We start from the raw sequence: 26,304 nt of genomic DNA, 5'->3' as shown, positions 1-26,304 counted from the left end.
CGTAGGAGCGGACTCCGTTCGCGATTCGCGCGCAGGGCGAGCGCCGCTCACCGCTCGTGCACATAGGTCCCCGGCGCCGCTTCCATCGGCGGGTGCTCGGCATTGCCCAGTTCGAAGCTCACCGGCCGGCGTTCGCCCGAGCGCTCCTGGATCCACGCCAGCCACAGCGGCCACCAGCTGCCTTCCTGGCGCTGGGTGTCGTAGTACCAGGCGCGCGGGTCGGAGCTGAGCTTGCCGTTCTCGAAGTAGCAGGCCTTGGGGTTGCCCGGCGGGTTGAGGATGCTCTGGATGTGCCCGCTGTTGGACAGCACGAAGCGGCTGTCGCCGCCCAGCAGCAGGGCCGAGCGGTAGACCGCGTCCCAGGGGGTGATGTGGTCGGTGATGCCGGCGACGTGGAAGTTGTCCACCGCCACCTTCTTCAGGTCGATGGAGGTGCCGCACACCTCCATGGCGCCCGGGCGGGCCAGCGGGTTGTGCTTGAAGAAGTCGAGGAAGTCGCCGTGCAGGGCGGCCGGCAGGCGGGTGTTGTCGTTGTTCCAGTAGAGGATGTCGAAGGCCGGCGGCAGCTTGCCCAGCAGGTAGTTGTTGACCCAGTAGTTCCACACCAGGTCGTTGGGGCGCATCCAGGCGAACACCTTGGCCATGTCCTTGCCCTCCAGCACGCCGTGCTGGTAGGAGCGGCGCTTGGTGCTTTCCAGCGTCTGCTCGTCGGCGAACAGCGCCGCCGGGGTTTCCACCTGGCTGTCCAGCAGGCTCACCAGGTAGGTGGCGCTGGCGATCTTGCGCAGCTGCCGGCGGGCCTGCAGGTGGCCCTGCAGCGCGGCGATGGTCAGGCCGCCGGAGCAGGCGCCCATCAGGTTGACGCTGCGGCTGCCGCTGATCGAGCGGGCCACCTCGATGGCTTCGTCGAGGGCCTTCACGTAGGTCGACAGGCCCCATTCGCGGTGGCGCGCGTCGGGGTTGCGCCAGCTGACCATGAACAGCTGCAGGTTGTTCTTCAGGGCGTACTGGACGAAGCTCTTCTCCGGGCTCAGGTCGAAGATGTAGTACTTGTTGATCTGCGGCGGGACGATCAGCAGCGGCTTGGCGTGCAGGTGCTCGCCCAGGGGCTTGTACTGGATGAGTTCGAGCACCTCGCTGCGGAACACCACGGCGCCCGGCGTGGTGGCCAGGTTGCGGCCGACCTCGAAGGCGTGCTTGTTGACCTGGCTGGGCATGCCGCCGTTGTGCAGCAGGTCGTCGAGCAGGTGGCGGCCGCCCTTGAGCAGGCTCTGCCCGCCGGTGTTGAACAGTTCCTTGACCGCCAGCGGGTTGATCAGGCTGTTGGTCGGCGCCATGGCGTCGGCGAACAGCGACAGCAGGAAGCGCGCGCGGGCGCGGTCGTCGCCGTCCAGGTCGCTTTCGTCGATCCACGCCAGCAACTGCTGCTGCCAGGCCAGGTAGGCCTGCAGGGTGCGCCGGTAGAAGGGGTTGAGGCGCCAGGACGGGTCCTGGAAGCGGGCGTCCTGGGGGTTGGGCTGCAGCGGCGAGTCGCCCAGCAGCACGTGGCCCATCTGCTTGCCGAAGGCCGCCAGGTGGCGGGCGCTGTGCAGCGGCCGGCGCACGCCCTGGAAGGCCAGTTGGCGCAGAGTGGACAGCATGTCCTTGCCGCGCAGGCCGACCATGGCGCTCTGGGCATTCATGAAGTCGGCGGGGGCCGGCAGCCTGCCGGTGCTGGAGTTCTCTCGCATGTGCAGCGCTCCCTGGGAAAAGAACCGTCGTGAGTCGGGCGCAGCAAGGCCCGTACCAGAATCGGCGCAGGCGCGTTCCTGACGCGCGCAGGAGCTGAAGCATAGGCACGAATCGACGCGCCTGCCGGCCATCGACGATGAACGTGCACTGTTACGAGGCGATGATCCAGGCCGGGGGTCAGCCGGCCTTGGGGGCGAACGGCCGCGGGTGCATGACCGCGCGCTGCCGTTCCTCGGCGAGGAACTTCATGATGATCGGCGCCACCGTCTCGGCGCGGGTCACCAGGAACAGGTGGCCGTCGTCGATCACGTGCAGCTCCGCGTTGGGGATGCGCCAGGCCAGCAGGCGCATGTTCACCAGCGGGATGATCGGGTCGTCGTCGCCGGCCAGCACCAGGGTCGGCTGGCGGATGTGGTGCAGCCAGTGGATGCTGGTCCAGCCCAGGCCGGCGAACAGCTGCCAGTAGTAGCCCAGCTTGCCCGAGGAACGCACCTTGGCGGCGAAGGCCATGGCCAGCTTCGGGTCGCGGCGGAAGGCGCCGCCGTAGATGTCCGGGGCGATGTGCGCGCCGTAGGACGGCTGGATGTAGCGCCGCGGGCTGGCCATGCGCCAGAGCACCTTGGGCTTGCCCGGGACCATCACCGCCCCGGCGGCAGTGGCCGCCAGGATCAGCTTCTTGCAGCGCTCGGGGTAGTCGTGGGCGAACTGCTGGGCCAGGGCGCCGCCCCAGGACACGCCGATGGCGGTGACCTGGCCGTAGTCCAGGTAGTCGAGCATGCGCGCCGCCAGCTTGGCCAGGCCGGGGAAGCGGTAGGGCGTGCTCGGCGTGGATGAGCCGCCGACGCCGGGCACGTCGAAGGCGATCACCTCCAGGTCCGGGTCCAGCGCGGCGACGAAGGGGAACACCAGCTCCAGGTTGGCGCCGATGCCGTTGAAGATCAGCAGCGGCGTCATGTGCCCCTTGCCCGGCCGCACGGCGGTGCGGATGGTCTGCCCGTCCAGGTCGATGGTGCGGAACACGAAGGGCTGCGGCGCGAGCACGCGCGCGCGGGCCTCGGCCGGCTGCTGCGCTTCGGCTTCCGGGGTTGCGGCGCGTGCCTTGCGCGGGCGCGCGGCCGGCGGCGCCGGCTCGGGTTGCGCCGGCACCTGCCGTTCCGGCGTGGCTTCGGGTAGGTTTTCTGTCTTCATCGTTCGTGTACGTAGGTGCCGGGGGATGCTTCGCCAGCCGGGTGGGCCTTGTTGCCCAGGGCGGTCGGCGCCTTTTTCAGCTTGCCCGCGCGCTCGGCCAGCCACTGTTGCCAGTGCAGCCACCAGGAGTCGGCGTGCTTGCTGGAGTTCTCCTGCCAGGTCTTGGGATCGACGGAGAGGTCCGGGCCGGTCATGAAGCGTGCCTTGGGGTTGCCCGGCGGGTTGAGGATGCTCTGGATGTGCCCGCTGTTGGAGAGGATGAACTCGCACTTGCCGCCGAGCAGGCGCGCCGAGCGGTAGCAGGCTTCCCAGGGGGTGATGTGGTCGTTGAGGCCGGCCAGGCAGTAGAAGTCGCAGGTGACCTGCTTGAGGTCGATGGGCGTGCCGCCCACTTCCAGCGCACCGGGGCGGGCCAGCGGGTTGGTCTTGAACATCTCCACCAGTTCGCCGTGCAGCGCGGCCGGCAGGCGCGTGGTGTCGTTGTTCCAGAACAGGATGTCGAAGGCCGGCGGCTCGTTGCCCAGCAGGTAGTTGTTGACCCAGTAGTTCCAGATCAGGTCGTTGGGGCGCATCCAGGCGAACACCTTGGCCATGTCCTTGCCTTCCAGCACGCCGGACTGGTAGGAGCGGCGCTTGGCGGCCTCGAGGGTCTTCTCGTCGGCGAACAGGGCGACGGTGGTGTCCAGTTCGAAGTCGAGCACGCTGACCATCTGGGTGAAGGCGTGCACCTTCTCCTCGCCCAGGGCCGCGTAGTGGCCGAGCAGGGTGACGGTGGTGATGCCGCCGGAGCAGGCGCCGAGCATGTTCAGGTCCTTGCTGCCGGTGATGGCCAGGACCACGTCGATGGCTTCCTTGAGCGCCTCGATGTAGGTGGTCAGGCCCCATTCGCGCTGGGCCTTGGTCGGGTTGCGCCAGCTGACGATGAAGGTCTGCACCTGGTTGCGCAGGCAGAAGCGCGCCAGGCTCTTCTCCGGCGACAGGTCGAAGACGTAGAACTTGTTGATCTGCGGCGGCACCACCAGCAGCGGGCGCTCGTGCACGCTCTCGGTGATCGGGCGGTACTGGATCAGCTCCAGCACGTCGTTGCGGAACACCACCGCGCCTTCGGTGGTGGCCAGGTTCTTGCCGACCTCGAAGGCGCCCATGTTGACCTGGCTGGGCATGCCGCCGTTGTTCACCAGGTCCTTGGCCAGGTGGCTGAGGCCGTCGAGCAGGCTCTTGCCGCCGGTCTCGAAGAAGCGCTTGACCGCGGCCGGGTTGCTCAGGGTGTTGGTCGGCGCCATGGCTTCGGTCATGAGGCTGATGACGAACTGGCCGCGGTTGATGTCCTGGGGCGACAGGTCGCTGTTGCCGATCCACTGGTGCAGCTCCTTGCGCCAGGCCAGGTAGGTCTGCAGGTAGCGGCGGTACAGCGGGTTCTGGCTCCAGGCCGGGTCGTTGAAGCGGCGGTCGTCGTCGGCCGGGCGCAGGTCCGAGGTACCGAGCAGGACATTCTTCAGCTCCAGGCCGAAATGGCCGACGTGCTTGACGCTGTGGAAGGGCTGCCTGAGGGCCTGCAGCAGCACCATGCGGGCAGTGGACAACAAATCCTTGCCGCGAATGCCTATCACCGGGTTGAGGTTCAGGGTGTTTTCCGCGGCTTGCTGGGACAGATCGTTGTTCTTCTTTTCGGTCATCGGCGACGCTCCATTGTCCTGAGACGAATACTGGCGGGGCTGCACCTAGGTGACGGGCCAAGTACTGCTCGGGTTAGCGGAACGTGGAGCAGGCTCCACGCATGTCAACACTTGGCGGCATCGCTGGGGGTCCGGGGCCCGCGTCTGCAACGGCGTTGCACTGACTTGGTTACCCGAGATTCTCCCGCCGCGCAAGCTGGTGCAGCGTGGTTCCCTGCGCCCGAGTATGTCGCGAAAGATTAGAAAACGCGCCCTAGAGCGCTCGCTCGTCCGCAGCCCGGACACAGGAAACACGCGGTTTCCAGTGTGCAGGGCGAATGTTGCAAATGACGTGCCCTGATCGGGGGCAGGAGGATGCTGGCGCGGCGGCGGCCGGTAAACCGGCGCAAAGGTGGGTTCAGAGCATCAGCTTGACCACCGACTCGTCGGGGTCGCGGGACTTGCCGGCGGCGGCTAGCTCGGCGAGGTACTCGGCCCACAGCTGGTCCTTGCGGGTGCACAGCTGGTAGAGGTAGTCCCAGCTGTACAGGCCGCTGTCGTGGCCGTCGTCGAAGGTCAGCTTGAGCGCGTACTGCCCGGCCGGCTCCAAACCGACCAGGGCGACGTTCAGCTTGCCGACCTGGAGGATCGGGTTGCCATGGCCCTGCACCTCGGCCGAGGGCGAATGCACGCGCAGGAACTCGGCGGAGAGGTCATAGGACTGCTCGCCGTACTTCAGGGTAAGCGTGCGCGAGGCCTTGTGCAGCTGGATGGCAGAGGGAATGTGCATGGGAAACTCCGGCTAAAGGCTACAGGCGGCTCTTCGTAGGAGCGAGCTTGCTCGCGAACCGGGTTGGCACGGTGCCAGGTCTGGTTCGCGAGCAAGCTCGCTCCTACAGGGGGATCAGCCCGTCGCTATTGCCTGCAGCGACGGTGAGGCCACCGGCTCTTCGCTCTTGCTTGCAGCTTGTAGCTTGTAGCCTGCAGCCGCTCTTAAAGAATATACCGCGACAGATCCTCGTCCTGCGCCAGCTCGCCCAGGTGGCCGTTGACGTAGGCGGCGTCGATCACGATCGGCTTGTCGCTGTGCTCGCTGGCCAGGTCGGCCGCGTCGAAGGAGACTTCCTCCAGCAGGCGTTCCAGCAGGGTGTGCAGGCGGCGGGCGCCGATGTTCTCGGTCTTCTCGTTGACCTGCCAGGCGATTTCCGCCAGGCGCTGGATGCCGTCGTCGGCGAAGGCGATATCCAGGCCCTCGGTCTTCAGCAGCGCGGTGTACTGCTCGGTGAGCGAGGCGTGCGGCTCGCGCAGGATGCGCTTGAAGTCGTCCGGGGTCAGGGCCTTGAGCTCGACGCGGATCGGCAGGCGGCCCTGCAGTTCCGGCACCAGGTCGCTGGGCTTGGACAGGTGGAAGGCGCCCGAGGCGATGAACAGGATGTGGTCGGTCTTGACCATGCCCAGCTTGGTATTGACGGTACAGCCCTCGATCAGCGGCAGCAGGTCGCGCTGCACGCCCTCGCGGGAAACGTCGGCACCGCCGACGTTGCCGCGCTTGGCGATCTTGTCGATCTCGTCGATGAAGACGATGCCGTTCTGCTCCACCGCCTCCAGGGCACGGGCCTTTAGGTCCTCTTCGTTGACCAGGCGCTGGGCTTCCTCGTCGCGGATCAGCTTCATGGCCTCGGCGACCTTCAGCTTGCGCGTCTTGCGCTTGCCCTTGCCCATGTTGGAGAACAGGTTCTGCAACTGGTTGGTCATCTCCTCCATGCCGGGCGGCGCCATGATTTCCACGCCGGCCGGGACGTCGGCCACTTCCACGTCGATTTCCTTGTCGTCCAGCTGGCCCTCGCGCAGGCGCTTGCGGAACAGCTGGCGGGTGTTGGAGTCCTCGCGCGCCGGCTCGTCGCCGAAGCCCGCGGTGCGCGCCGGCGGCAGCAGGGCGTCGAGGATGCGTTCCTCGGCGGCGTCCTCGGCGCGGTACTTGACCTTCTGCACTTCCTGCTCGCGGAGCATCTTGATCGCGGCATCGGCCAGGTCGCGGATGATCGACTCGACGTCGCGGCCGACGTAGCCCACCTCGGTGAACTTGGTCGCTTCCACCTTGATGAAGGGGGCGTTGGCCAGCTTGGCCAGGCGCCGGGCGATCTCGGTCTTGCCGACGCCGGTGGGGCCGATCATCAGGATGTTCTTCGGCGTCACCTCGGCGCGCAGCTCGGCCGGCAGCTGCATGCGCCGCCAGCGGTTGCGCAGGGCGATGGCAACGGCGCGCTTGGCGTCGTCCTGGCCGATGATGTGGCGGTTGAGTTCGTGGACGATCTCGCGGGGAGTCATGGACATTTGTTCGGCTACTCCGGAGCGACAGGGCCTCAGACGGCGCTGTCGAGCTCCTCGATGGTGAGGTTCTGGTTGGTGAACACGCAGATGGAGCCGGCGATGTTCAGCGCGGTCTCGGCGATCTCGCGGGCGCCCATGCTCTCGTCGGTCTTCTGCAACAGGGCCATGGCCGCGGCCTGGGCGAAGCCGCCGCCGGAGCCCATGGCGATCAGCCCGTGCTCGGGTTCGACCACGTCGCCGTTGCCGGTGATGATCAGCGAGGCGTCCTTGTTGGCCACCGCCAGCATGGCTTCCAGGCGGCTCAGGGAGCGGTCGGTGCGCCAGTCCTTGGCCAGCTCGACGGCGGCGCGGACCAGGTGGCCCTGGTGTTTTTCAAGCTGCTGCTCAAAACGCTCGAAGAGGGTGAAGGCGTCGGCGGTGGCGCCGGCGAAACCGGCCAGCACCTGGCCGTGGTAGAGGCGGCGGACCTTCTTCGCGTTGCCTTTCATGACGGTGTTGCCAAGGGAAACCTGGCCGTCGCCGCCCATGACGACTTTGCCGTTGCGGCGGACAGAAACGATAGTGGTCAAGGGGGAGTTCTCCACACAGCGGGGCATTGGTGCCCGAATGCGGAGTCATATGGGGATGAAGGGCGCGGCCTTCAAGGCGGGGTGACGGACGTACCTTTCCGGCGCTGCCCGGCGAGTGCCGCGCGAACCCGCCGGGGGGCGGGCCCGCGCGGGGCTTCAGCGGGTCTGGCGCTGCTGTAACAGCAGGTTGCTGAAACCGTTGGCCGACAGCTGCTTCTGCGCCGCCGAGACCTGGGCGCGGTCGCTGTAGGGGCCGACCATCACCCGGTACCAGGTCTCGTCGCGCACCGCACCGGATTCCACCCGCGCGCTCTGGCCGAGGAGGATCACCTGGGCGCGCACGCGGTCGGCGTCGGCCTGCTTGCGGAACGAGCCGGCCTGCAGGAAGAACTGGGTGGCGGCCACCGCCGGCGGGGCGATCGGCTTGCTCGCCGGGGCCGTCGCCGGGGGCGTGGCCTTGGCCTGGGTGGCGGGCGGCTGCGCCGTTGCCGCTTGCTGCGGCTGCGCCGGCGGCGTGGCCGGCTTGACCACCGCGGGCGGCGGCGGGACCTGGCCGTTGAGCGCGGCCTGGGCGCGGGCGGCGTCGATCTTCGCCGCTTCCTCCGGGGTGCTGACCACCGTCGGCGTCTGCGGCTTCTCCGGCACGGCCTCCGGCGGCACCACCACTTCCGAGCCCGGCAGCAGGGTGTAGAAGTCGTACTTGGGCTTCACCGCCACCGCCGAGGGCTGCTGCGCCGGGGTGGCCGGCTTGGCGCCCTGGGCGATGCCCGGCTTCTGCTGCTCGGGTTTTTCCCGGCGGACTTCGTTGCGGCCCGGTTCCAGCTTCATCAGGAACATGATGAAGCCGCCGATGGCCAGGCCTGCGACCAGCCAGACCCAGCCGGGGACCGAGGTCTTCTTGGCCGGGGCCTGGTAGCGGCTGGCGCCGCGCTTGGGAGCGGGTTTCTTCTTCGCCATGGAGGGTTACATGCGTTCCAGGGTTTCCAGGCCCAGCAACTCCAGGCCCTGCTTGAGGGTGCGGCCCGTCAGTGCGGCCAGTTTCAGGCGGCTTTCCTGCTGCTCCGGGGTCTGTGCGGCGAGGATCGGGCAGTGCTCGTAGAAGCTGGAGAACAGCCCGGCCAGTTCGTACAGGTAGGCGCAGAGGATGTGCGGCACGCCCTTGAGCGCCACATTGTTGAGCAGGTCGCCGAACTGCGCCAGCTGCGCGGCCAGGGCCTGTTCCTGCGGGGCTTCCAGGACGATCTGGCCGCCGACTTCGTCATAGCCCTTGCCCAGCTTGCGGAAGATGCTGGCCACGCGGGTGTACGCGTAGAGCAGGTAGGGCGCGGTATTGCCCTCGAAGCTGAGCATCTGCTCGAAGTTGAAGCTGTAGTCGCTGGTGCGGTGCTTGGACAGGTCGGCGTACTTCACCGCGCCGATGCCTACGGCATGGGCGATGTGGCGCAGCTCGTCGTCGCCCAGCTCGGGGTTCTTGGCCTTGACCAGGGTGTAGGCGCGCTCTTCGGCTTCGTCGAGCAGGTCGATCAGCTTCACGGTGCCGCCGTCGCGGGTCTTGAAGGGCTTGCCGTCGGCGCCGTTCATGGTGCCGAAGCCCATGTGCTCCAGGTCCATGCTGGCCGGGACGAAGCCAGCGCGGCGGGCCACCTCGAACACCTGCTGGAAGTGCAGGGCCTGGCGCTGGTCGACGAAGTACAGCACGCGGTCGCAGTGCAGCACCTTGTGGCGGTAGCGCATGGCGGCCAGGTCGGTGGTGGCGTACAGGTAGCCGCCGCCGGCCTTCTGCACGATCACCGGCAGCGGGTTGCCCTCGGCGTTCCTGAACTCGTCGAGGAACACGCACAGGGCGCCGTCGTCCTCGGTCAGCAGGCCCTTGGCCTTGAGCGCGTCGACCACGTTGGCGAGGTCGTCGTTGTAGGCGCTCTCGCCCTTGACGTCGGCCATGGTCAGCTTCACGCCGAGCTGGTCGTAGACCTTCTGGCAGTGCGACAGGGAGATTTCGTTGAAGCGCGTCCACAGGCGCAGGCACTCGGCGTCGCCGGCCTGCAGCCTGACCACCAGCTCGCGGGCGCGGTCGGCGAACTCGGCTGACTCGTCGAAGCGCTTCTTGGCGGCGCGGTAGAAGACTTCCAGGTCATGCAGCTCGGCCTGGGCGTCCACCGGCTGCTCTTCCAGGTAGGCCAGCAGCATGCCGAACTGGGTGCCCCAGTCGCCGACGTGGTTCTGGCGGATCACGGTGTCGCCGAGGAACTCCAGCACGCGGGCCACGGCGTCGCCGATGATGGTCGAGCGCAGGTGGCCGACGTGCATCTCCTTGGCCAGGTTCGGCGAGGACAGGTCGACGGCCACGCGCTGCGCCGGGCCGGCCTTGCGCACGCCCAGGTGGTCGTCGCGCAGGGCGGCGTCGAGGCTGGCGGCCAGCCAGGCCTGGTCCTGGAAGAAGTTGAGGAAGCCGGGGCCGGCGATCTCCACCCTGGCCACCTGCGGGTTGGCCGGCAGCGCGGCGACCAGCTTGGCGGCCAGGTCGCGCGGCTTCATGCCGGCGGGCTTGGCCAGCATCATGGCGATGTTGCTGGCGTAGTCGCCGTGGCTGCGGTCCTTGGTGGTCTCGACCTGGATGTCCGGGGTCAGCCCGGCCGGCAGGGTACCGTCCTCGACGAGGCTGGCGAGGGCGTGCTGGATCAGCTGGCGGATGGTGTCTTTCATGGCTTTTCTCCGTGCTCGCGCGCAACTCGGGGCGGCGACCGCATATCTGGCTCAGAACCGCGCATTATCGGCGCCCGGGGGGCGCAGCGGCAAGCTTCAAGCAGCAAGCTACAAGCAAAAGCCCTTCCGGGCCTTGATTTCCGCCATGCCCACGCGCTTTTCGCTTGCAGCCTGTCGCTTGCAGCCTGCAGCCGCTTTCTAAAATAAATCGATCGGGTCGACGTCCAGCGACCAGCGCACCTGGCGCCCGCCGGGCATGGTCTCGAGGATCGGCAGCCAGCACGACAGCAGGCGGTGCAGCGGCACGCGGGCGCTGCTCATCAGCAGCAGCTGGGCGCGGAAGCGGCCGGCTCGGCGTTCCATGGGCGCCGGCACCGGGCCGAGCAGCTCGACCTCGCTGCCCAGTTGCGCCTGCAGGCGCTCGGCCTCGGCGCAGGCTTCTTCGAGGAAGCCTTCGGCCTGGCCCGGCTTGTGCGCCTCGGCGCGCAGCAGGGCCAGGTGGCAGAAGGGCGGCAGGCCGGCGGCGCGGCGTTCGGCCAGGGCCTGGTCGGCGAAGGCGAAGTAGCCCTGCTCGGTGAGCTGCACCAGCAGCGGGTGGTCGGCCAGGTGCGTCTGGATCAGCACCCGCCCGGGCTCCTCGGCGCGCCCGGCGCGGCCGGCGACCTGGACGATCTGCTGGGCCATGCGCTCGCTGGCGCGGAAGTCGGCGGAGAACAGCCCGCCGTCGGCGTCGAGGATGGCCACCAGGGTCACCCGCGGGAAGTGGTGGCCCTTGGCGAGCATCTGGGTGCCCACCAGGATGCACGGCTCGCCCTTGTTGATGGTGGCGAACAGGTCGCGCATGGCGTGCTTGCGCGAGGTGCTGTCGCGGTCGATGCGCAGCACCGGGTAGTCGGGGAAGAGGATGCGCAGGCGCTCCTCGGCGCGCTCGGTGCCGGCGCCGACCGGGCGCAGGTCCAGCTGGTTGCACTTGGGGCACTGGCGCGGCGGGCGCTCGCGGTGGTCGCAGTGGTGGCAGCGCAGCTCGCCGGAGCCCTGGTGCAGCGTCATGCGCGCGTCGCAGCGCGGGCACTGGCTGATCCAGCCGCAGTCGTGGCACAGCAGGGTGGGGGCGAAGCCGCGGCGGTTCAGGTACACCAGCACCTGCTGGCCGGCGCCGAGGGTCTCGCCGATGGCCCGTTGCAGCGGCATCGACAGCCCGGCGTCCAGCGGCAGGCTCTTCACGTCCAGGCGCTGGAACTTCGGCGCCTGGGCGCCGCCGGCGCGCTGCGTCAGGCGCAACAGGCCGTAGCGGCCGCTGGCGGCGTTGTGCAGGCTTTCCAGCGAGGGCGTGGCCGAGCCGAGCAGGATCGGCACCTTCTCCAGGCGCGCGCGCACCAGGGCCAGGTCGCGGGCGTGGTAGCGCAGGCCTTCCTGCTGTTTATAGGAGGCGTCGTGCTCCTCGTCGATGATGATCAGCCCCGGGTTCTTCAGCGGGGTGAACAGCGCCGAGCGGGTGCCGATGACGATGTCCGCCTCGCCGTCGCGGGCCGCCAGCCAGGCGTCCAGGCGCTCGCGGTCGGTCAGCGCCGAGTGCAGCAGGGCGATGCGCGCGTTGAAGCGGCGCTCGAAGCGGCTGAGGGTCTGCGGGCCGAGGTTGATCTCCGGGATCAGCACCAGCGCCTGCTTGCCGGCCTCCAGCACCTGGTGGATCAGCTGCAGGTAGACCTCGGTCTTGCCGCTGCCGGTGACGCCGGCCAGCAGGTAGCTGTGGAAGGCGCCGAAGCCGGCGCGCACCGCTTCGCAGGCGGCGCGCTGCTCGGCGTTGAGCGGCAGCTCGGCCTGGGCCAGCCAGCCGCCGTGGTGCTCCGCCGGCACGTGGCGGCGGCTTTCCTGGGTGGCCAGGCCCTTTTCCACCAGCAGGTCGAGGCTGTCCTTGTTGATGTCCAGCTGGCCGAGCAGTTCGTGGAGCACGCCGTGGGGGTGCTGCTGCAGCGTCTGCAGGGCCTGGCGCTGGCGTGGCGCGCGGGCCAGGCGCGGGTCGTCGAGGCGCGCGCCGGGGGCGGCGAGCCAGAAGCGCTGCACCCGCGCCTCGGCCGGCTCGCCCTGGCGCAGCAGGTTGGGCAGCGCCCAGGACAGGGTGTCGCCCAGGCTGTGCTGGTAGTACTGCGCGGTCCAGCGGCACAGTTCCAGCAGGTGCGCCGGCATCGGCGGCTCGCGGTCGAGCACGGCCAGCGCCGGGCGCAGCTTGTCCTCGGGCACTTCCGAGGTGTCCGCCAGTTCCACCAGCACGCCGACGATCTCGCGGCGGCCGAAGGGCACGCGCAGGCGCACGCCGGGCTGCAGGTGCCGGGGGTCCACCCCGCGCGGCGGCAGGTAGTCGAACAGGCGGCGCAGCGGCGAGGGCAGGGCGAGGCGCAGGATGCTGGGTGATGGCACGCTGTGGGCTTTCCGGGGCGTCGTGAGGCGGCGATCTTAGCACGGGGCGCGGCGACGGTCGGTCGGCGGCCCGACTTGCGCTGGCGAAAGTCTCTGGTATGATCCACGCCCTTAATTTGCGTGCGGTGCCCGGTAAAAGATCCCGCCCGCGGTCCTCGAAGGCCGTGGCTCGGCTTCTGCCAGAGACTGGGTGGCGGCACACCAACCAGAGGAAGACATCATGAAACCGGAAATCCATCCCGCGTACGAAGAAATCGAAGCCACCTGCAGCTGCGGCAACGTGATCAAGACCCGTTCGACCCTGTGCAAAGGCATCCACCTGGACGTCTGCTCCGAGTGCCACCCGTTCTACACCGGCAAGCAGAAGGTCGTGGACACCGGCGGCCGTATCGATCGCTTCAACCAGCGCTTCGCCATGTTCGGTGGCAAGAAGTAAGAGCGATTTCCGGAAAAGCCTCGATGGCCTTTCCCGATCTGCTGAAAAAGGCGCCCCTGCGGGGCGCCTTTTTTGTGCTCGCGGTTTGCCTGGGCGCGCAGGCGCAGGCGGCCACCTGCCCGGCGCCCGGTAGTGCCTCCATGGTCCGCGTGCAGCGGGTGGTGGATGGCGACACCCTGAGGCTGGCAGATGGCCGCAACGTGCGCCTGATCGGCGTCAACGCCCCGGAGCTGGCCCACCGCGGGCGCAGCGCCGAGCCCTTCGCCGAGGCCGCGCGGCAGCGCCTGCGGGCCCTGGTGGCGGCCAACGACGGCGAATTAGGGTTGCAGCTCGGACGCCAGGCCAAGGACCATTACGGTCGCACCCTGGCGCACCTCTACGACCGCCAGGGCGACAACATAGAGGCGCAACTGCTGGCCGAGGGCCTGGGCTACCTGGTGGCGGTGGCGCCCAACACCGAGCTGACCGCCTGCCAGCAGGCCGCCGAGCGCCAGGCCCGCAAGGCCGGCCGCGGGCTGTGGAAGCGCCCGCCGGTGCAGGAGGCCCAGGCCCTGCGGCAGAGCGGCTTCGCCATCGTCCGCGGGCGCGTCGCCCAGGTGCAGCGCAACCGCGGCGGGCTGTGGCTGGAGATGGACGGCCCGCTGGTGCTGCGCATCGCGCCGCAGCTGGTCAAGGCCTTCGACAGGCGCACCCTCGACGCCCTGCCGGGCCGCACCCTGGAGGCGCGCGGCTGGGTGATTGACCGCGCCGCACGGGGCGCAGTAAAACCGGGGCAGGCACGCTGGATGCTGCCCATCACCGACCCGGCCATGCTGGAGCTGCTGCCATGACCCCGACAAGGATGCTGTTGCTGACCTGCCTGTTCACGCTAAGCGGCGTGCTGGGCGGCTGCGCGGTCAACCCCGCCACCGGCGAGACCGACTTCGTCACCATGAGCGAGCAGGACGAGCTGGCCCTCGGCCGCCAGGCCAGCCAGGAGGCGGCCAAGCAGTACCCGCGCTACGCCGACGAGAAGCTCCAGGCCTACGTGCAGCAGGTGGGCGAGCGCGTCGCCCGGGTCGGCGACCGGCCCACCCTGCAGTACCATTTCACCGTGGTCGACAGCCCCGACATCAACGCCTTCGCCCTGCCCGGCGGCTACATCTACATCCACCGCGGGCTGATGGCCTACCTGAATTCCGAAGCCGAGCTGGCCGCGGTGCTGGGCCACGAGATCGGCCACGTCACCGCCCGTCACAGCGTGCGCCAGCAGAGCCAGGCCAGTGCCTGGAACGTGCTCGGCGCGGCCGTGGCCATCGGCACCGGGGTCAGCGCCGCCGGCGACCTGACCAACGTCCTGGGCACCGCCGTGGTGCGCGGCTACGGCCGCGACATGGAGCTGCAGGCCGACGGCCTGGGTGCCAAGTACCTGGCCCGCGCCGGCTACGACCCCAAGGCGATGATCCAGGTGGTGCGGGTGCTGAAGAACCAGGAGGACTACGCCCGCCAGGTCGCCCAGGCCAAGGGCGAGGCGGTGCAGCCGGTGGGCTACCACGGCCTGTTCGACACCCACCCGGACAACGACCGGCGCCTGCAGGAGGTGCTGGGCCCGGCCCAGGCCCTGGCCGGCGGGCAGCAGGAGGTCGGCCGCGACCGCTACCTGAAGGCCATCGACGGCATGCCCTTCGGCGATTCCGCCGAGTCCGGCATCCGCCGCGGGCAAAGCTTCTACCACGGCGAACTGGGCTTCACCCTCAGCTATCCCACCGGCTGGGGCATGCTCAATCAGCCCACCGCGCTGATCGGCTACCCCGAGGACCAGCAGGCCTACATCGGCATGAAACTGGTGCCGCGCGATGGCCAGCTGAGCCCGCTGGACTACCTGCGCAAGGGCGCCGGCGGCCGCCTGGCCGACGAGCAGGAACTGAACCAGGCCGGCCTGAAGGGCGCCGCCGCGGTGATCCCCGGTTCGCCCGCGCGGCGCGTGGCGGTGATCTACAAGGACCAGGGCGCCTACCTGTTCGTGGGTGTGGTCAAAGGCCGCGCCTCGCTGGAAAGCCGCGACGCCGAGTTCCTCTCGGTGATCCGCAGTTTCCGCCCGCTGCGCGCCGACGAACGGAAACTGGCCGAGCCGCGGCGCCTGCAACTGGTCCAGGTGAAGGCCGGGCAAGGCCTGGAACAGCTGGCAAAGGGCGGAAACGAGCCGGAATCTGACGCGATTTCTCGTATACGATTGCTCAACGATTTGTATCCAACTGGTCAGCCAAAACCCGGGGAATGGTTGAAAATCGTGCGTTAGCAGCATTGACACCACAGCCCTGAAGCTATCTTGGCAGGCGCTTTCTTCCCGCGTATGCTCGGTCGCCCGTCTGTCCAACAAAGCAATAAAGCGGAAGTGCCAAAAATGTCTGATCTCAAGACCGCTGCCCTCGAATATCACGCGCAACCCCGCCCTGGGAAACTCAGCGTCGAGCTGACCAAGCCGACCGTCACCGCCCGCGACCTGTCGCTGGCCTACAGCCCGGGCGTGGCCGAGCCGGTCCGCGAGATCGCCCGTGACGCCGAACTGGCCTACAGGTACACCGGCAAGGGCAACCTGGTCGCGGTGATCTCCGACGGCACCGCCATCCTCGGCCTGGGCAACCTCGGCCCGCTGGCCTCCAAGCCGGTCATGGAAGGCAAGGGCGTGCTGTTCAAGCGCTTCGCCGGCATCGACGTGTTCGACATCGAGGTCGACGCCGAGAGCCCGCAGGCCTTCATCGACACCGTCAAGCGCATCTCCATCACCTTCGGCGGCATCAACCTGGAAGACATCAAGGCGCCGGAGTGCTTCGAGATCGAGCGCGCGCTGATCGAGCAGTGCGACATCCCGGTGTTCCACGATGACCAGCACGGCACCGCCATCGTCACCGCCGCCGGCATGCTCAACGCCCTGGAAATCGCCGGCAAGAACCTGGAAAGCGCGAAGATCGTCTGCCTGGGCGCCGGCGCCGCCGCCATTTCCTGCATGAAGCTGCTGGTGAGCATGGGCGCCAAGGTCGAGAACATCTACATGATCGACCGCCAGGGCGTGATCCACGCCGGCCGCAGCGACCTGAACCAGTACAAGGCGGTGTTCGCCACCGAGACCGACAAGCGCACCCTGGACGACGCCCTCGACGGCGCCGACGTGTTCGTCGGCCTGTCCGGCGCCAACCTGCTGAGCGCCGAAGGCCTCAAGCGCATGGCGCCGAACCCGATCGTGTTCGCCTGCTCCAACCCGGACCCGGAGATCAAGCCGGAACTGGCCCACGCCACCCGCAACGACGTGATCATGGCCACCGGCCGTTCGGACTACCCGAACCAGGTGAACAACGTGCTGGGCTTCCCCTTCATCTTCCGCGGTGCCCTGGACGTGCGCGCCACCCGCATCAACGAAGAGATGAAGATCGCCGCCGCCCTGGCCCTGCGCGACCTGGCCAAGGAGCCGGTGCCCAAGGACGTGTGCGAGGCCTACGGCGTGTCCTCCCTGGAATTCGGCCGTGAGTACATCATCCCGAAACCCATGGACAAGCGCCTGATCACCGTGGTCTCCGATGCAGTGGCCAAGGCCGCCATCGAGAGCGGTGTGGCTACCCTGCCGTACCCGAAACACTATCCGCTGCAGTCGGTGGAAGACGTGTTCAAGGGCTGACCGGGCCGCTCTCTTCGGCCTGAGGCCGAAGGCAAAAGCGCCGTTTCTTCCGTGAGGGGGAAACGGCGTTTTCGTTTCTGGGCTCTTGTAGGAGCGAGCTTGCTCGCGAAGGGTGCAGGCCGGCAGCCATGTAGTCGGGCTGACCTCCGTACCCTCTCCCCAGCTCTCTCCCTGAAGGGAGAGGGGGCTAGTCCGTGCCGAGAGAAGGCTTGGTTTCAGCCGGTAGTCCCTGTGCTAGCCGGCTAACGCCGAAACATCAGCGCACTCCGAACGGTCCCCTCTCCCTTCAGGGCGGGGCGCGCAGCCGAGGGTTAGGGAGAGGGAGCGGAGCCAAGCCAAGGCAGCGGAATCACCGGGGGGCCCCTTCGCGAGCAAGCTCGCTCCTACGAGAAGCCGGCTAGGAGTTCTCCAGCAAAACACCCTGCAACAGCCTGCCACGGGCACCGCGGGCCAGGGGGCTATGCTGTAGGAAGGCGCCGTTACTTCACTCGCCGCGGCGCCGCTTCGACCCTGGCCGGGGAGGCGTGCCATGTCCACGCTGATTCGCCGCTGCGCTTTCTGCCTGCTGCTGTTCGCGGCCGGGGCGCTGGCGGCCCCGCCGGCGGTGGTGCTGACGGTGGACGGGGCCATCGGCCCGGCGACTTCCGACTACCTGGTGCGCGGCCTGCAGCGTGCCGCGGACGAGGGGGCGCCGCTGGTGGTGCTGCGCCTGGACACCCCGGGCGGGCTGGACAGCGCCATGCGCGACATCGTCAAGGCGATCCTCACCAGCCCCATTCCCGTGGTCGGCTACGTCGCCCCCGGTGGCGCGCGGGCGGCCAGCGCCGGTACCTACATCCTCTACGCCTGCCACCTCGCCGCCATGGCCCCGGGTACCAACCTGGGCGCCGCCACCCCGGTGCAGATCGGCGGAGCACCCTCCACGCCGGATACGCCGCAGGGCAAGGATGGCAAGCAGGCCCCGCGCGAGGAAGACACCCTCAAGCGCAAGCAGATCAACGATGCGGCGGCCTACATCCGCGGCCTGGCGCAGTTGCGCGGGCGCAACGCCGAATGGGCCGAGCGCGCGGTGCGCGAGGCGGTCAGCCTGTCCGCCGAGGAAGCCGTGAAGCAGAAGGTGGTCGAGCTCCAGGCCGGCGACCTCGACCAGTTGCTGCGCGCCATCGACGGGCGCAAGGTGCAGGTGGCGGGGCAGGCGGTGACCCTCCACAGCGCCGGCCTCGCCTGGGTCGAACACCAGGCCGACTGGCGCACCCGCCTGCTGGCGGTGATCACCGACCCCAGCGTGGCGCTGCTGTTGCTGATGATCGGCGTGTACGGGCTGATCTTCGAATTCGCCAACCCGGGCCTTGCGCTGCCCGGCGTGCTCGGCGGCATCTGCCTGCTGCTCGGGCTCTACGCCATGCAGCTGCTGCCGGTGAACTACGCGGGGGTGGCGCTGATCGTCCTCGGCCTGGCCTTCATGGCCGCCGAGGCCTTCGTACCCAGCTATGGCAGCCTGGGCATCGGCGGCATCGCCGCGTTCGTGATCGGTGGGCTGATCCTGCTGGACACCGAGGCGCCGGGCTTCGGCATTCCCCTGGGGCTGATCCTCGGCGTGGCCACGGTGAGCGCGCTGTTCATCGCCGGGGTGCTGGGCGTGGCGCTGAAGAGCCGGCGACGCCAGGTGGTCAGCGGCGCGGCTGGCCTGGTGGGCAGCCTGGCGACCGTGGATGCGGTGGCCGACGAGGATGCCCACGCCGGCTGGGTACAACTGCAGGGCGAACAGTGGCAGGTCCGCTGCGCCCGGACCCTGCGCGCCGGCCAGCGGGTGAAGGTGCTGGCGCGCGACGGCCTGCGCCTGGAGGTGGCGGCCGACGACGAATCGGGAGGTGACTGATGGGTATTCCCTTCGGACTGCTGGTGGCACTGGTCCTGCTGCTGATGCTGGTGGCCAGCGCCCTGCGCATCCTGCGCGAATACGAGCGCGGGGTGGTGTTCCAGCTCGGCCGCTTCTGGAAGGTCAAGGGCCCCGGCCTGGTGCTGGTGATCCCGGTGGTGCAGCAGATGGTCCGCGTCGACCTGCGCACCGTGGTGCTCGACGTGCCGCCGCAGGACGTGATCTCCCGCGACAACGTCTCGGTGAAGGTCAACGCGGTGGTGTACTTCCGCGTGCTCGACCCGCAGAAGGCCATCATCCAGGTGGAGAACTTCCTCGCCGCCACCAGCCAACTGGCCCAGACCACGCTGCGCGCGGTGCTCGGCAAGCACGAGCTGGACGAGATGCTGGCCGAGCGCGAGCGCCTGAACGTCGACATCCAGAAGGTGCTGGATGCGCAGACCGATGCCTGGGGCATCAAGGTGGCCAACGTCGAGATCAAGCACGTCGACCTCAACGAGTCCATGGTCCGCGCCATCGCCCGCCAGGCCGAGGCCGAGCGCGAGCGGCGGGCCAAGGTGATCCACGCCGAGGGCGAGCTGCAGGCCTCGGAGAAGCTGATGCAGGCCGCCGAGATGCTGGCCCGCCAGCCCGGCGCCATGCAGCTGCGCTACATGCAGACGCTGGGCAGCATCGCCGGCGACAAGAACTCCACCATCGTCTTCCCGATGCCCATCGACCTGCTCAAGGGGCTGCTCGAAACAAACGGACAGACTAAGAGTTGACTGAAGGCAGGTCGGATAGGGCTGAGGCGTCTACCCTCTAGGTTTTCTGAAAATTCGTTACCGTCCCCTTACGGACGGGTTACGGGGGAAACCATGAGCTACCGTACCCTCGCGGCCCTGACCCTGCTGTCATCCGCCCTCGTCGCCGGTTGCGCCGGCGCTCCCCAGATGAGCTGGTCGCGCATCGGCGACTCCGCCCAGCGCGCCGTGCTCGACCCCGGCACCTGGGCGCCGGTGGCCGGCGCCGCGGTGATCGCCGCCGGCAACTGGGACCACAAGTGGCAGAAGTCCGCGGCCAACCACGAATGGCTGTTCGGCGGCGACGCCAACTCCGCCGCCGACCACATGCTCAACGCCAGCACCGCGCTGAGCGTGGTCACCGGCCTGGTGGCCGCGCCCAGGGGCAGCGAGGGGGAGGAGAAGTGGAGCTGGCGCGGGCGCAACCTGGCGCTGCTGGCCACCGACCGCTACGCCGTGACCGGCCTGGTGGAGGAGTGGAAGGAGGTGTCCGGGCGCGACCGCCCCGACGGCATTCCCGACGACTCCTTCCCCTCCAAGCACACGGCCGTGACCGCCGTGCACAACAGCTTCACCCGGCGCAACCTGGACTACATCGACATGGACCCGACCCTGCGCTTCACCGCCAAGGCCGGGCTCTACACGGTGGACGGGCTGACCGCCCTGGCCCGGGTGGAAGGCTCCAAGCACTACCCGACCGATACTTTGGTGGGCATGGCGGTGGGCAACCTCGCCGCCAACTTCACCTACAATCTGTTCCTTGAGGGGTCGCCAGGTAGTGCCTATTCCTTCGGTGTCCTGCCTGAAGCGGGTGGAGGGATGAGCCTACGCGCGGCGATGCTGTTCTGAGTCCGCCCGCTCGCCAGCAGCGGGGCGCGGGCCTTGCAAGGAGAGCCATGCTGCTGCGTGCCCTGCTGATCGCCCTGCTCCTGCCGCTCTGCGCCCAGGCCGAGGAGCCGCTGAACCTGGTCGCCGACCGCTGGCCGCCCTACGCCGACGCGCAGATGCCCGGCCGCGGCCTGGCGGTGCATTTCGTCAGCACCGCGCTGACCCGCGCCGGCTACGCCATCCACTACGCCGAGGTGCCCTGGCCGCGCGCCCTGCACGGGGTGCGCAACGGCGAGTACGACGTGCTGGTGGACTCCTGGTACAGCGCCGAGCGCGAAGCCTTCGGGCAGTATTCCGAGCCCTACCTGGTGAACCGCCTGCGTTTTCTCAAGCGCAAGGGCTCGCCCATCGTCTTCGACCGCCTGGCCGACCTCTATCCCTTCCGCATCGCCGTGGTCCGCGGCTACAGCTACACCCCGGAGTTCAACGAGGATCGCCGGCTGAACAAGGTGCCGGTGCTGTCCTTCCCCAACGCCGCGATGATGGTGGTGGCCGGGCGTGTCGAGCTGACCCTGGAGGACGAGTGGACCGCCCGCTACATCCTCGAGCACGACCTCAGGGCCGAGCGCGACAAGCTGGAGTTCCTGCCCCAGCCGCTGGCGGAGAACCCGCTGCACGTCCTGGTCAGCCGCGCCAACCCGCGCCATGCGCAGATAGTCGAGGACTTCAATCGTGAACTGCGGCTGATGCGCGAGGACGGCAGCTACGATGCCTTCATGAGCCTGCGCGGGCCCTGAGCCGGGCTCAGGCGGCCGCTTCCTGCTCGGCGCCGATTTCCTTCTTCAGCAGGTGCGCGGCCAGGCTGCGCAGCGGCGCCAGCTCGCGGCAGATCAGCGCCAGCTGGGTCTGCACCAGGCGCTGTGGGTCTTCCAGCTCTTCGGGCACCTGTTCCAGGCGCTTGGCCAGGTCTTCCTCGGCGTCGCTGTGGATGGCCACCGGGCGGCGCTGGGCGAGGCTGGCGGCGATGTCGTCGAGGCTGGCGGTGAGCTGCGCGGCCGCCTCGTCGATCAGCGCGTTGGCCGGCGACTCCGGCAGGCGGTCGCGGTGCGCGCCCAGGGCCGAGAGGTAGCTGAGCAGGGTGTGCGAGAGCACCAGGAAGCGGAAGCCCAGCTCGGCGTCCTTGCGGAAGTGGCCCGGCTCCAGAAGCATGTTCGACAGCGTGGTGGAGAGGGTGGCGTCGGCGTTGTGGGCGTTGCGCCGGGCGGTGCGGTAGGCCAGGTCGTCGCGCTTGCCGCTGGCGTACTGCTGCATGACCTCGCGCAGGTAGCGGGCGTTGCAGGCCAGGGTGCCGCCGACCAGGCTGTGCAGGCGCCGGCCCTGCCAGTCGGGGAGGATGAGGAACACCGCCAGGCCGGCGATGAAGGCCCCCAGCAGGGTGTCGAACAGGCGCGGCAGGATCAGCCCGTAGCCGTTGCCCACCTGGTTGAAGCACAGCAGCACCAGCAGGGTGATGGCCGCGGTGGCCAGGGTGTAGCGGGTGCTGCGGGTGGCGAAGAAGGCCACCCCGGCGACCACCGCCAGCAGCGACTGCACCAGCGGGCTGGGGAACAGGTCGATCAGCGCCCAGCCGGCCACCAGGCCGACCAGGGTGCCGAGGATCCGCTGCACCAGGCGGATGCGCGTGGCGCCGTAGTTGGGCTGGCAGACGAACACCGTGGTCAGCAGGATCCAGTAGCCCTGGGTCGGGTGGATCAGGTGCAGCACCCCATAGCCGGCGGTCAGCGTCAGGCCCAGGCGCAGGGCGTGGCGGAACAGCAGCGAGGTGGGCGTGAGCTGCTGGCGGATGCGTTCGAAGGCGTCGCGCAGCGAGCGCGGCGAGCGGTCCAGCAGGGCGCTGTCCTGTTCCTCGGCGAGGGCGTCGGGGTTGCTCGCGCCGCTGAGCTTCTGGTCCAGGCTGGCGAGGTTGGCGGCCAGGGCGCCGAGCGAGCGCAGCAGCGAGCGCCAGGCCGGGTTGCCCTGCTGGCGCAGGTATTCCAGCGAGGCCTGCAGGTCGGCCAGGGCCTGCTCGCTGTCGTCGTAGTCGAAGCGCTGGCGCAGGCGGATGGCCCGCGACAGCGCCTGGCAGGCCTTGCCCTGCTGGTTGAGCAGGCGCTGGCAGCGGAACAGCACGTCGCTGTGGAAGAAGGCCTCGGCCAGGCGGTTGTAGGGGTAGTGCGAGGAGCTGGCGCGCTCGTGGACGTCCTGGGCGATGAAGTAGAGCTTCAGGTAGCGGCTCAGCTTGGGCCCCGGGCGGCCGTGGCTGAGGCGGCTGAGGATGGTCTCCTTGGCCTGGTTGAGGGTCACCACCAGGCGGCCGTTCTGCCGCGCCAGGGCCAGGCGCCGGCCCTCGACGTCGAGCTGGCGCAGCGGCTCGAACAGCGTCGACTTGATCTTCAGGTACTCGCCCAGCTCGAAGTAGGCGCGGGCCAGCACCTGCTGCACCGGCTGGTTGGCGAAGAGCGCGTTCCACAGCACCGAGAGCGCGCCGTACCAGGCCGCGCCGGCCACCAGCAGCAGCGGCTCCTGCCACAGGTCGCCGGGGGCGCCGCCGCGCTGGTCGACGCCGATCATGGTGTAGATGGACAGGATCAGCGTGGCCGAGGCGATGGCCGCATAGCGCTCGCCCAGCGCGCCCAGCAGCGTCATGCCGAAGGCCGACAGGGCCAGGCCGCCGACGAACAGCCAGGGGTAGGGGAACAGCAGCTCCACCGCCAGCGCGGCGATGAGGAAGCACACCAGGGTCACCAGTAGCGCCTGCAGGCGGCCCAGCCAGTGGTCGTCGGTCTCGGCCAGGGCGCTGGCGATGATGCCCAGGAACAGCGGGATCACCAGCTCGGTGCGGCCCAGCAGCAGGCAGGCGGCCATGGCGCCGGCCAGGGCGATGGTCACCCGCAGGCTGTAGGCGAACTTGTCCAGCGCCCACAGGCGCCGCAGGGACTCGAACAACGGGGAGGAAAGCATGCGCGTCGGGGACTTCCGAGTGTCTCTGCGCTGAGACTAGCGGATCGCCTGGCGCGCGGCTATCGGTCGCGGGTGGGAAGCGTTTCGTAGGAGCGAGGGGGACGCCTAGTTCTTGCTCGCGAATGGTGTCTGCCCCGAAGAGCGCCCTCTCCCTAACCCTCTCCCTGAAGGGAGAGGGGACCGTTGGGCAGAGTCGGGTGTTCTGGAGTTAGCCGGCAAGCACGGTGATGTCCGGCTGAAACCATTCCTCCTCTCGGCACGGACAAGCCCTCTCTCCCTGACGGGAGAGGGGCCGTTCGTAGTGCTCGGGTATTTCGGCGTTAGCCGGCAAGCACAGAGACTACCGGATGAAACCATTCCTCCTCTCGGCACGGACAAGCCCCCTCTCCCTTCAGGGAGAGGGCTGGGGAGAGGGTTACGGACTTCGACGACGCTCCGGAGCATGGCTTGACGCCGCACCCCCTCCCTAACCTTCCCTCGCAAGCGGAAGAGGGGACCGTTGGGCAGAACGAAGGGCCATGCAGCCAGCCGGCGGGGTGCGGCGCCCTGCGGAATCTCCGGATGGTGCCGTTCGCGAGCAAGAGCTGGGCCCCCTTGCTCCTCAGAGAATCCGCACCTTGAACGAGCGGCCCTTGATCTTGCCTTCCTGCAGGCGCTTGAGCGCCGCCTTGGCCTGGTCGCGCTGCACCGCCACGTAGGCCTGGAAGTCGAAGATGGCGATCTTGCCCACCGCGCTGCCGGGCAGGCCGGCCTCGCCGGTGAGGGCGCCGAGGATGTCGCCGGGGCGCAGCTTGTCCTTGCGTCCGCCGGCGATGTTCAGGGTGGTCATCGGCGGCAGCAGGGGCGCGGGGTTGGCGCGCAGGAAGTCGATGCGCTCCCAGTTCAGCGGGGCGCCCTGCAGGTCTTCGATGGCCTGGGCGCGGGAGGCCTCGGCCGGGGCCACCAGGGACAGCGCCAGGCCCTTCTCGCCGGCGCGGCCGCTGCGGCCGATGCGGTGCACGTGGACCTGGGCGTCACGGCTCAGCTCGACGTTGATCACCGCCTCCAGGCCCTCGATGTCCAGGCCGCGGGCGGCCACGTCGGTGGCCACCAGCACGCTGCAGCTGCGGTTGGCGAACATCGCCAGCACCTGGTCGCGCTCGCGCTGTTCCAGGTCGCCGTGCAGGGCCAGGGCAGAAATCTTCTGCGCATCCAGCGCCTGCGCCAGCTCCACGCACTGCTGGCGGGTGTGGCAGAAGGCCACGGCGGATTGCGGGCGGAAGTGCTGCAGCAGGCGCACCACGGCGTCCATGCGCTGGCGCGGGTCGATTTCGTAGAAGTGCTGTTCGATCTGGCTGTCGTCGTGCAGCGCCTCGACTTCCACGCGCTCGGGCTGGCGCAGGAACTTCGCCGCCAGCTGCTCGATGCCGGCCGGGTAGGTGGCCGAGAACAGCAGGCTCTGCCGGCGCGCCGGGAGCTGGCCGATGATGTCGGCGATGCTGTCGTAGAAGCCCATGTCGAGCATGCGGTCGGCCTCGTCCAGCACCAGGGTGTTCAGCCCGTCGAGCACCAGGGAGCCGCGGCGCAGGTGTTCCTGCACCCGCCCCGGGGTGCCGACTACCACGTGGGCGCCGTGCTCCAGGGAGCCGATCTGCGGGCCGAAGGGCACGCCGCCGCAGAGGGTGAGCACCTTGACGTTGTCGGCGGCGCGGGCCAGGCGGCGGATTTCCTTGGCCACCTGGTCGGCCAGCTCGCGGGTCGGGCACAGCACCAGCGCCTGGCAGCCGAAGTAGCGCGGGTTCAGCGGGCTGAGCAGGCCGATGCCGAAGGCCGCGGTCTTGCCGCTGCCGGTCTTGGCCTGGGCGATCAGGTCGCGGCCCTTGAGGATGACTGGTAGGCTGGCGGCCTGGATCGGTGTCATCTCGGCGTAGCCGAGGGCCTCGAGGTTGGCGAGCAGGTCGGCGGAGAGGGGCAGGCTGGAGAAGGCGGTGGAGGTCACGAAGGAAAAACCCGACAGGCGTGTGGGCGCGCAGTGTAGCAGCAGCGGTGCCACGGGACCCTGGAGAAACCGCCAAAACCCGCGAAGTCACTGGCCTCGGTCACCATTCGTCTGAAACGGACGGGCGGTTGGATAGTGTATTTTTATACAGATTCGCTTTCCGCAGATTTTTATCGTAGAGTGCCTCCACTGTGTTTGCATGGGTCGCCGTCGATCGTGACCTGATGCGGTCGGTTATTCCACCCCGTCCTGCTCGACTCCTTGTAACTCCTTGCAACTCAGTTCCTGCCACTCTTTTGTGGCTATTTCTACATCTACGTTCCAAGGAGAACACCATGTCGAATCGTCAGAACGGCACCGTCAAATGGTTCAACGAGACCAAAGGCTACGGCTTCATCACCCCTGAGAGCGGCCCGGACGTATTCGTTCACTTCCGCGCCATCGAAGGCCACGGCTTCAAGACCCTGGCCGAAGGCCAGAAGGTCAGCTTCGAAGTCGTGCAAGGCCAGAAAGGCATGCAAGCCGAGCGCGTTCAGGTAATCAACTAAGATTCCCTGGCGTCGCCGAAAACCCCGGATGGAAACATCCGGGGTTTTTTGTTGCCTGATTGGCATAACCGATCTGTACTGCCATTGCCCCCGACCCCGGAGCCCGATCCATGAAGCTGCGCCTCGCCGGCCTGTTGCTGGCCTTCTCCTGCCCCTCGCTGTTCGCCGCGCAGCCGGCCACCTGGGGCTGGGTCGAGCAGGCCAGGCTGATGCCGGAGAGCGTGCTGCTCAAGGTGCGCCTGGACACCGGCGTGCAGACCTCGGTGATGGACGCGCGCAACCTGGTGCGGATCAGGAAGAACGAGCAGCGCTGGGTGCAGTACGACATCCTGGTCAAGGACGTGGCGAGCGGCCAGGTGCAGCGCCTGCCCTTCGAGCGGCCCATCGAGCGCACCCTCAAGGTCCGCGGCGCCAACGGCATCGAGCATCGCCCGGTGGTGAGCATGGACCTGTGCCTGGGCGACAAGGTCTACCGCGAGCAGTTCGCCCTCACCGACCGCGAGGGCAGCGACTACCCGGTGCTGCTGGGCCGGCGCAGCCTGGAGCACCTGGGTGCGGTGGACGTGTCGAAGACGCTGACCACGCCGCCCACCTGCAAGCCCTGAC

Annotated in this window: 21 protein-coding genes; 10 read left to right on the top strand and 11 right to left on the bottom strand. The window is 68.6% G+C overall.

Features of this window, described 5'->3' with window-relative positions; translation table 11 throughout:
* Window positions 1-47: 47 nt before the first annotated feature.
* The 9 genes from phaC (VV867_RS13450) to VV867_RS13410 form a co-directional block, all read right to left on the bottom strand.
* On the bottom strand, window positions 48-1,730 hold the full coding sequence (phaC, locus tag VV867_RS13450) for a class II poly(R)-hydroxyalkanoic acid synthase (RefSeq protein ID WP_328566638.1): 1,683 nt from the start codon (window positions 1,728-1,730) through the stop codon (window positions 48-50).
* Window positions 1,731-1,908: 178 nt separating this feature from the next.
* The gene (phaZ, locus tag VV867_RS13445) at window positions 1,909-2,919 is read right to left on the bottom strand and encodes a poly(3-hydroxyalkanoate) depolymerase (RefSeq protein WP_328566637.1); all 1,011 of its coding nucleotides are present in this window, start codon (window positions 2,917-2,919) and stop codon (window positions 1,909-1,911) included.
* Entirely contained in the window at window positions 2,916-4,595 is a 1,680-nt protein-coding gene (gene phaC / locus VV867_RS13440; RefSeq protein ID WP_109931859.1) for a class II poly(R)-hydroxyalkanoic acid synthase, read from the bottom strand. The genes phaZ and phaC (VV867_RS13440) overlap by 4 nt, the downstream gene beginning before the upstream one ends.
* A gap of 397 nt (window positions 4,596-4,992) precedes the next feature.
* Window positions 4,993-5,364 (bottom strand): gamma-butyrobetaine hydroxylase-like domain-containing protein, encoded by a 372-nt coding sequence (locus tag VV867_RS13435; RefSeq protein WP_109931861.1) that lies wholly within the window; start codon window positions 5,362-5,364, stop codon window positions 4,993-4,995.
* A 203-nt stretch (window positions 5,365-5,567) separates the two neighbouring features.
* Window positions 5,568-6,908: an ATP-dependent protease ATPase subunit HslU gene (hslU, locus tag VV867_RS13430; RefSeq protein WP_109931863.1), complete on the bottom strand. Its 1,341-nt coding sequence runs from the start codon at window positions 6,906-6,908 to the stop codon at window positions 5,568-5,570.
* A 29-nt stretch (window positions 6,909-6,937) separates the two neighbouring features.
* On the bottom strand, window positions 6,938-7,474 hold the full coding sequence (gene hslV, locus VV867_RS13425) for an ATP-dependent protease subunit HslV (RefSeq protein WP_089392892.1): 537 nt from the start codon (window positions 7,472-7,474) through the stop codon (window positions 6,938-6,940).
* 156 nt (window positions 7,475-7,630) lie between these two features.
* A complete protein-coding gene (locus VV867_RS13420) occupies window positions 7,631-8,431 on the bottom strand; it encodes an SPOR domain-containing protein (RefSeq protein ID WP_328566636.1) in 801 nt (266 codons plus the stop codon).
* Window positions 8,432-8,437: 6 nt separating this feature from the next.
* The gene (argS, locus tag VV867_RS13415; RefSeq protein WP_328566635.1) at window positions 8,438-10,177 is read right to left on the bottom strand and encodes an arginine--tRNA ligase; all 1,740 of its coding nucleotides are present in this window, start codon (window positions 10,175-10,177) and stop codon (window positions 8,438-8,440) included.
* A 198-nt stretch (window positions 10,178-10,375) separates the two neighbouring features.
* A complete protein-coding gene (locus tag VV867_RS13410) occupies window positions 10,376-12,595 on the bottom strand; it encodes a primosomal protein N' (protein ID WP_328566634.1) in 2,220 nt (739 codons plus the stop codon).
* Between the two features lie 220 nt (window positions 12,596-12,815).
* Here VV867_RS13410 and rpmE point away from each other — a divergent pair, with 220 nt between their 5' ends.
* The 8 genes from rpmE (at window position 12,816) to VV867_RS13370 (ending at window position 20,969) form a co-directional block, all read left to right on the top strand.
* On the top strand, window positions 12,816-13,031 hold the full coding sequence (rpmE, locus tag VV867_RS13405) for a 50S ribosomal protein L31 (RefSeq protein WP_009615432.1): 216 nt from the start codon (window positions 12,816-12,818) through the stop codon (window positions 13,029-13,031).
* A 23-nt stretch (window positions 13,032-13,054) separates the two neighbouring features.
* Window positions 13,055-13,861, top strand: coding sequence for a thermonuclease family protein (locus tag VV867_RS13400; RefSeq protein ID WP_328566633.1), 807 nt, complete (start codon window positions 13,055-13,057; stop codon window positions 13,859-13,861).
* Window positions 13,858-15,309 (top strand): M48 family metalloprotease, encoded by a 1,452-nt coding sequence (locus tag VV867_RS13395; protein ID WP_442965021.1) that lies wholly within the window; start codon window positions 13,858-13,860, stop codon window positions 15,307-15,309. The genes VV867_RS13400 and VV867_RS13395 overlap by 4 nt, the downstream gene beginning before the upstream one ends.
* 105 nt (window positions 15,310-15,414) lie before the next feature.
* Window positions 15,415-16,683 (top strand): malic enzyme-like NAD(P)-binding protein, encoded by a 1,269-nt coding sequence (locus VV867_RS13390; protein WP_089392898.1) that lies wholly within the window; start codon window positions 15,415-15,417, stop codon window positions 16,681-16,683.
* Window positions 16,684-17,212: 529 nt separating this feature from the next.
* Window positions 17,213-18,562 (top strand): NfeD family protein, encoded by a 1,350-nt coding sequence (locus VV867_RS13385; RefSeq protein WP_109931879.1) that lies wholly within the window; start codon window positions 17,213-17,215, stop codon window positions 18,560-18,562.
* On the top strand, window positions 18,559-19,326 hold the full coding sequence (locus VV867_RS13380; protein WP_328566642.1) for a slipin family protein: 768 nt from the start codon (window positions 18,559-18,561) through the stop codon (window positions 19,324-19,326). Before VV867_RS13385 ends, VV867_RS13380 begins: the two co-directional genes overlap by 4 nt.
* 93 nt (window positions 19,327-19,419) lie before the next feature.
* Window positions 19,420-20,193 carry a phosphatase PAP2 family protein gene (locus VV867_RS13375; protein ID WP_328566632.1) on the top strand — a complete coding sequence of 258 codons (774 nt, stop codon included), beginning with the start codon at window positions 19,420-19,422 and terminating at the stop codon, window positions 20,191-20,193.
* Between the two features lie 47 nt (window positions 20,194-20,240).
* Window positions 20,241-20,969: a substrate-binding periplasmic protein gene (locus VV867_RS13370; RefSeq protein WP_328566631.1), complete on the top strand. Its 729-nt coding sequence runs from the start codon at window positions 20,241-20,243 to the stop codon at window positions 20,967-20,969.
* Window positions 20,970-20,976: 7 nt separating this feature from the next.
* Here the strand turns inward: VV867_RS13370 and yccS are convergent, their stop codons facing one another.
* Together yccS and dbpA are read right to left on the bottom strand one after the other, a co-directional pair.
* The gene (yccS, locus tag VV867_RS13365) at window positions 20,977-23,172 is read right to left on the bottom strand and encodes a YccS family putative transporter (protein WP_328566630.1); all 2,196 of its coding nucleotides are present in this window, start codon (window positions 23,170-23,172) and stop codon (window positions 20,977-20,979) included.
* Window positions 23,173-23,773: 601 nt separating this feature from the next.
* Window positions 23,774-25,150 (bottom strand): ATP-dependent RNA helicase DbpA, encoded by a 1,377-nt coding sequence (dbpA, locus tag VV867_RS13360; RefSeq protein ID WP_275627880.1) that lies wholly within the window; start codon window positions 25,148-25,150, stop codon window positions 23,774-23,776.
* A 335-nt stretch (window positions 25,151-25,485) separates the two neighbouring features.
* Here dbpA and VV867_RS13355 point away from each other — a divergent pair, with 335 nt between their 5' ends.
* Entirely contained in the window at window positions 25,486-25,698 is a 213-nt protein-coding gene (locus VV867_RS13355; RefSeq protein ID WP_009615451.1) for a cold-shock protein, read from the top strand.
* Window positions 25,699-25,808: 110 nt separating this feature from the next.
* Complete coding sequence (gene rloA3 / locus VV867_RS13350) at window positions 25,809-26,303, top strand: retropepsin-like aspartic peptidase RloA3 (protein WP_328566629.1); 495 nt, start codon at window positions 25,809-25,811, stop codon at window positions 26,301-26,303.
* Window position 26,304 lies beyond the last annotated feature (1 nt).

The organism is Pseudomonas sp. JH-2 (assembly GCF_036231725.1).
GTDB classification, from domain to species: domain Bacteria; phylum Pseudomonadota; class Gammaproteobacteria; order Pseudomonadales; family Pseudomonadaceae; genus Pseudomonas; species Pseudomonas delhiensis.
The sequence above is the reverse complement of the archived record's forward strand: the minus strand, read 5'-3'. Positions and strand labels throughout refer to the sequence as shown.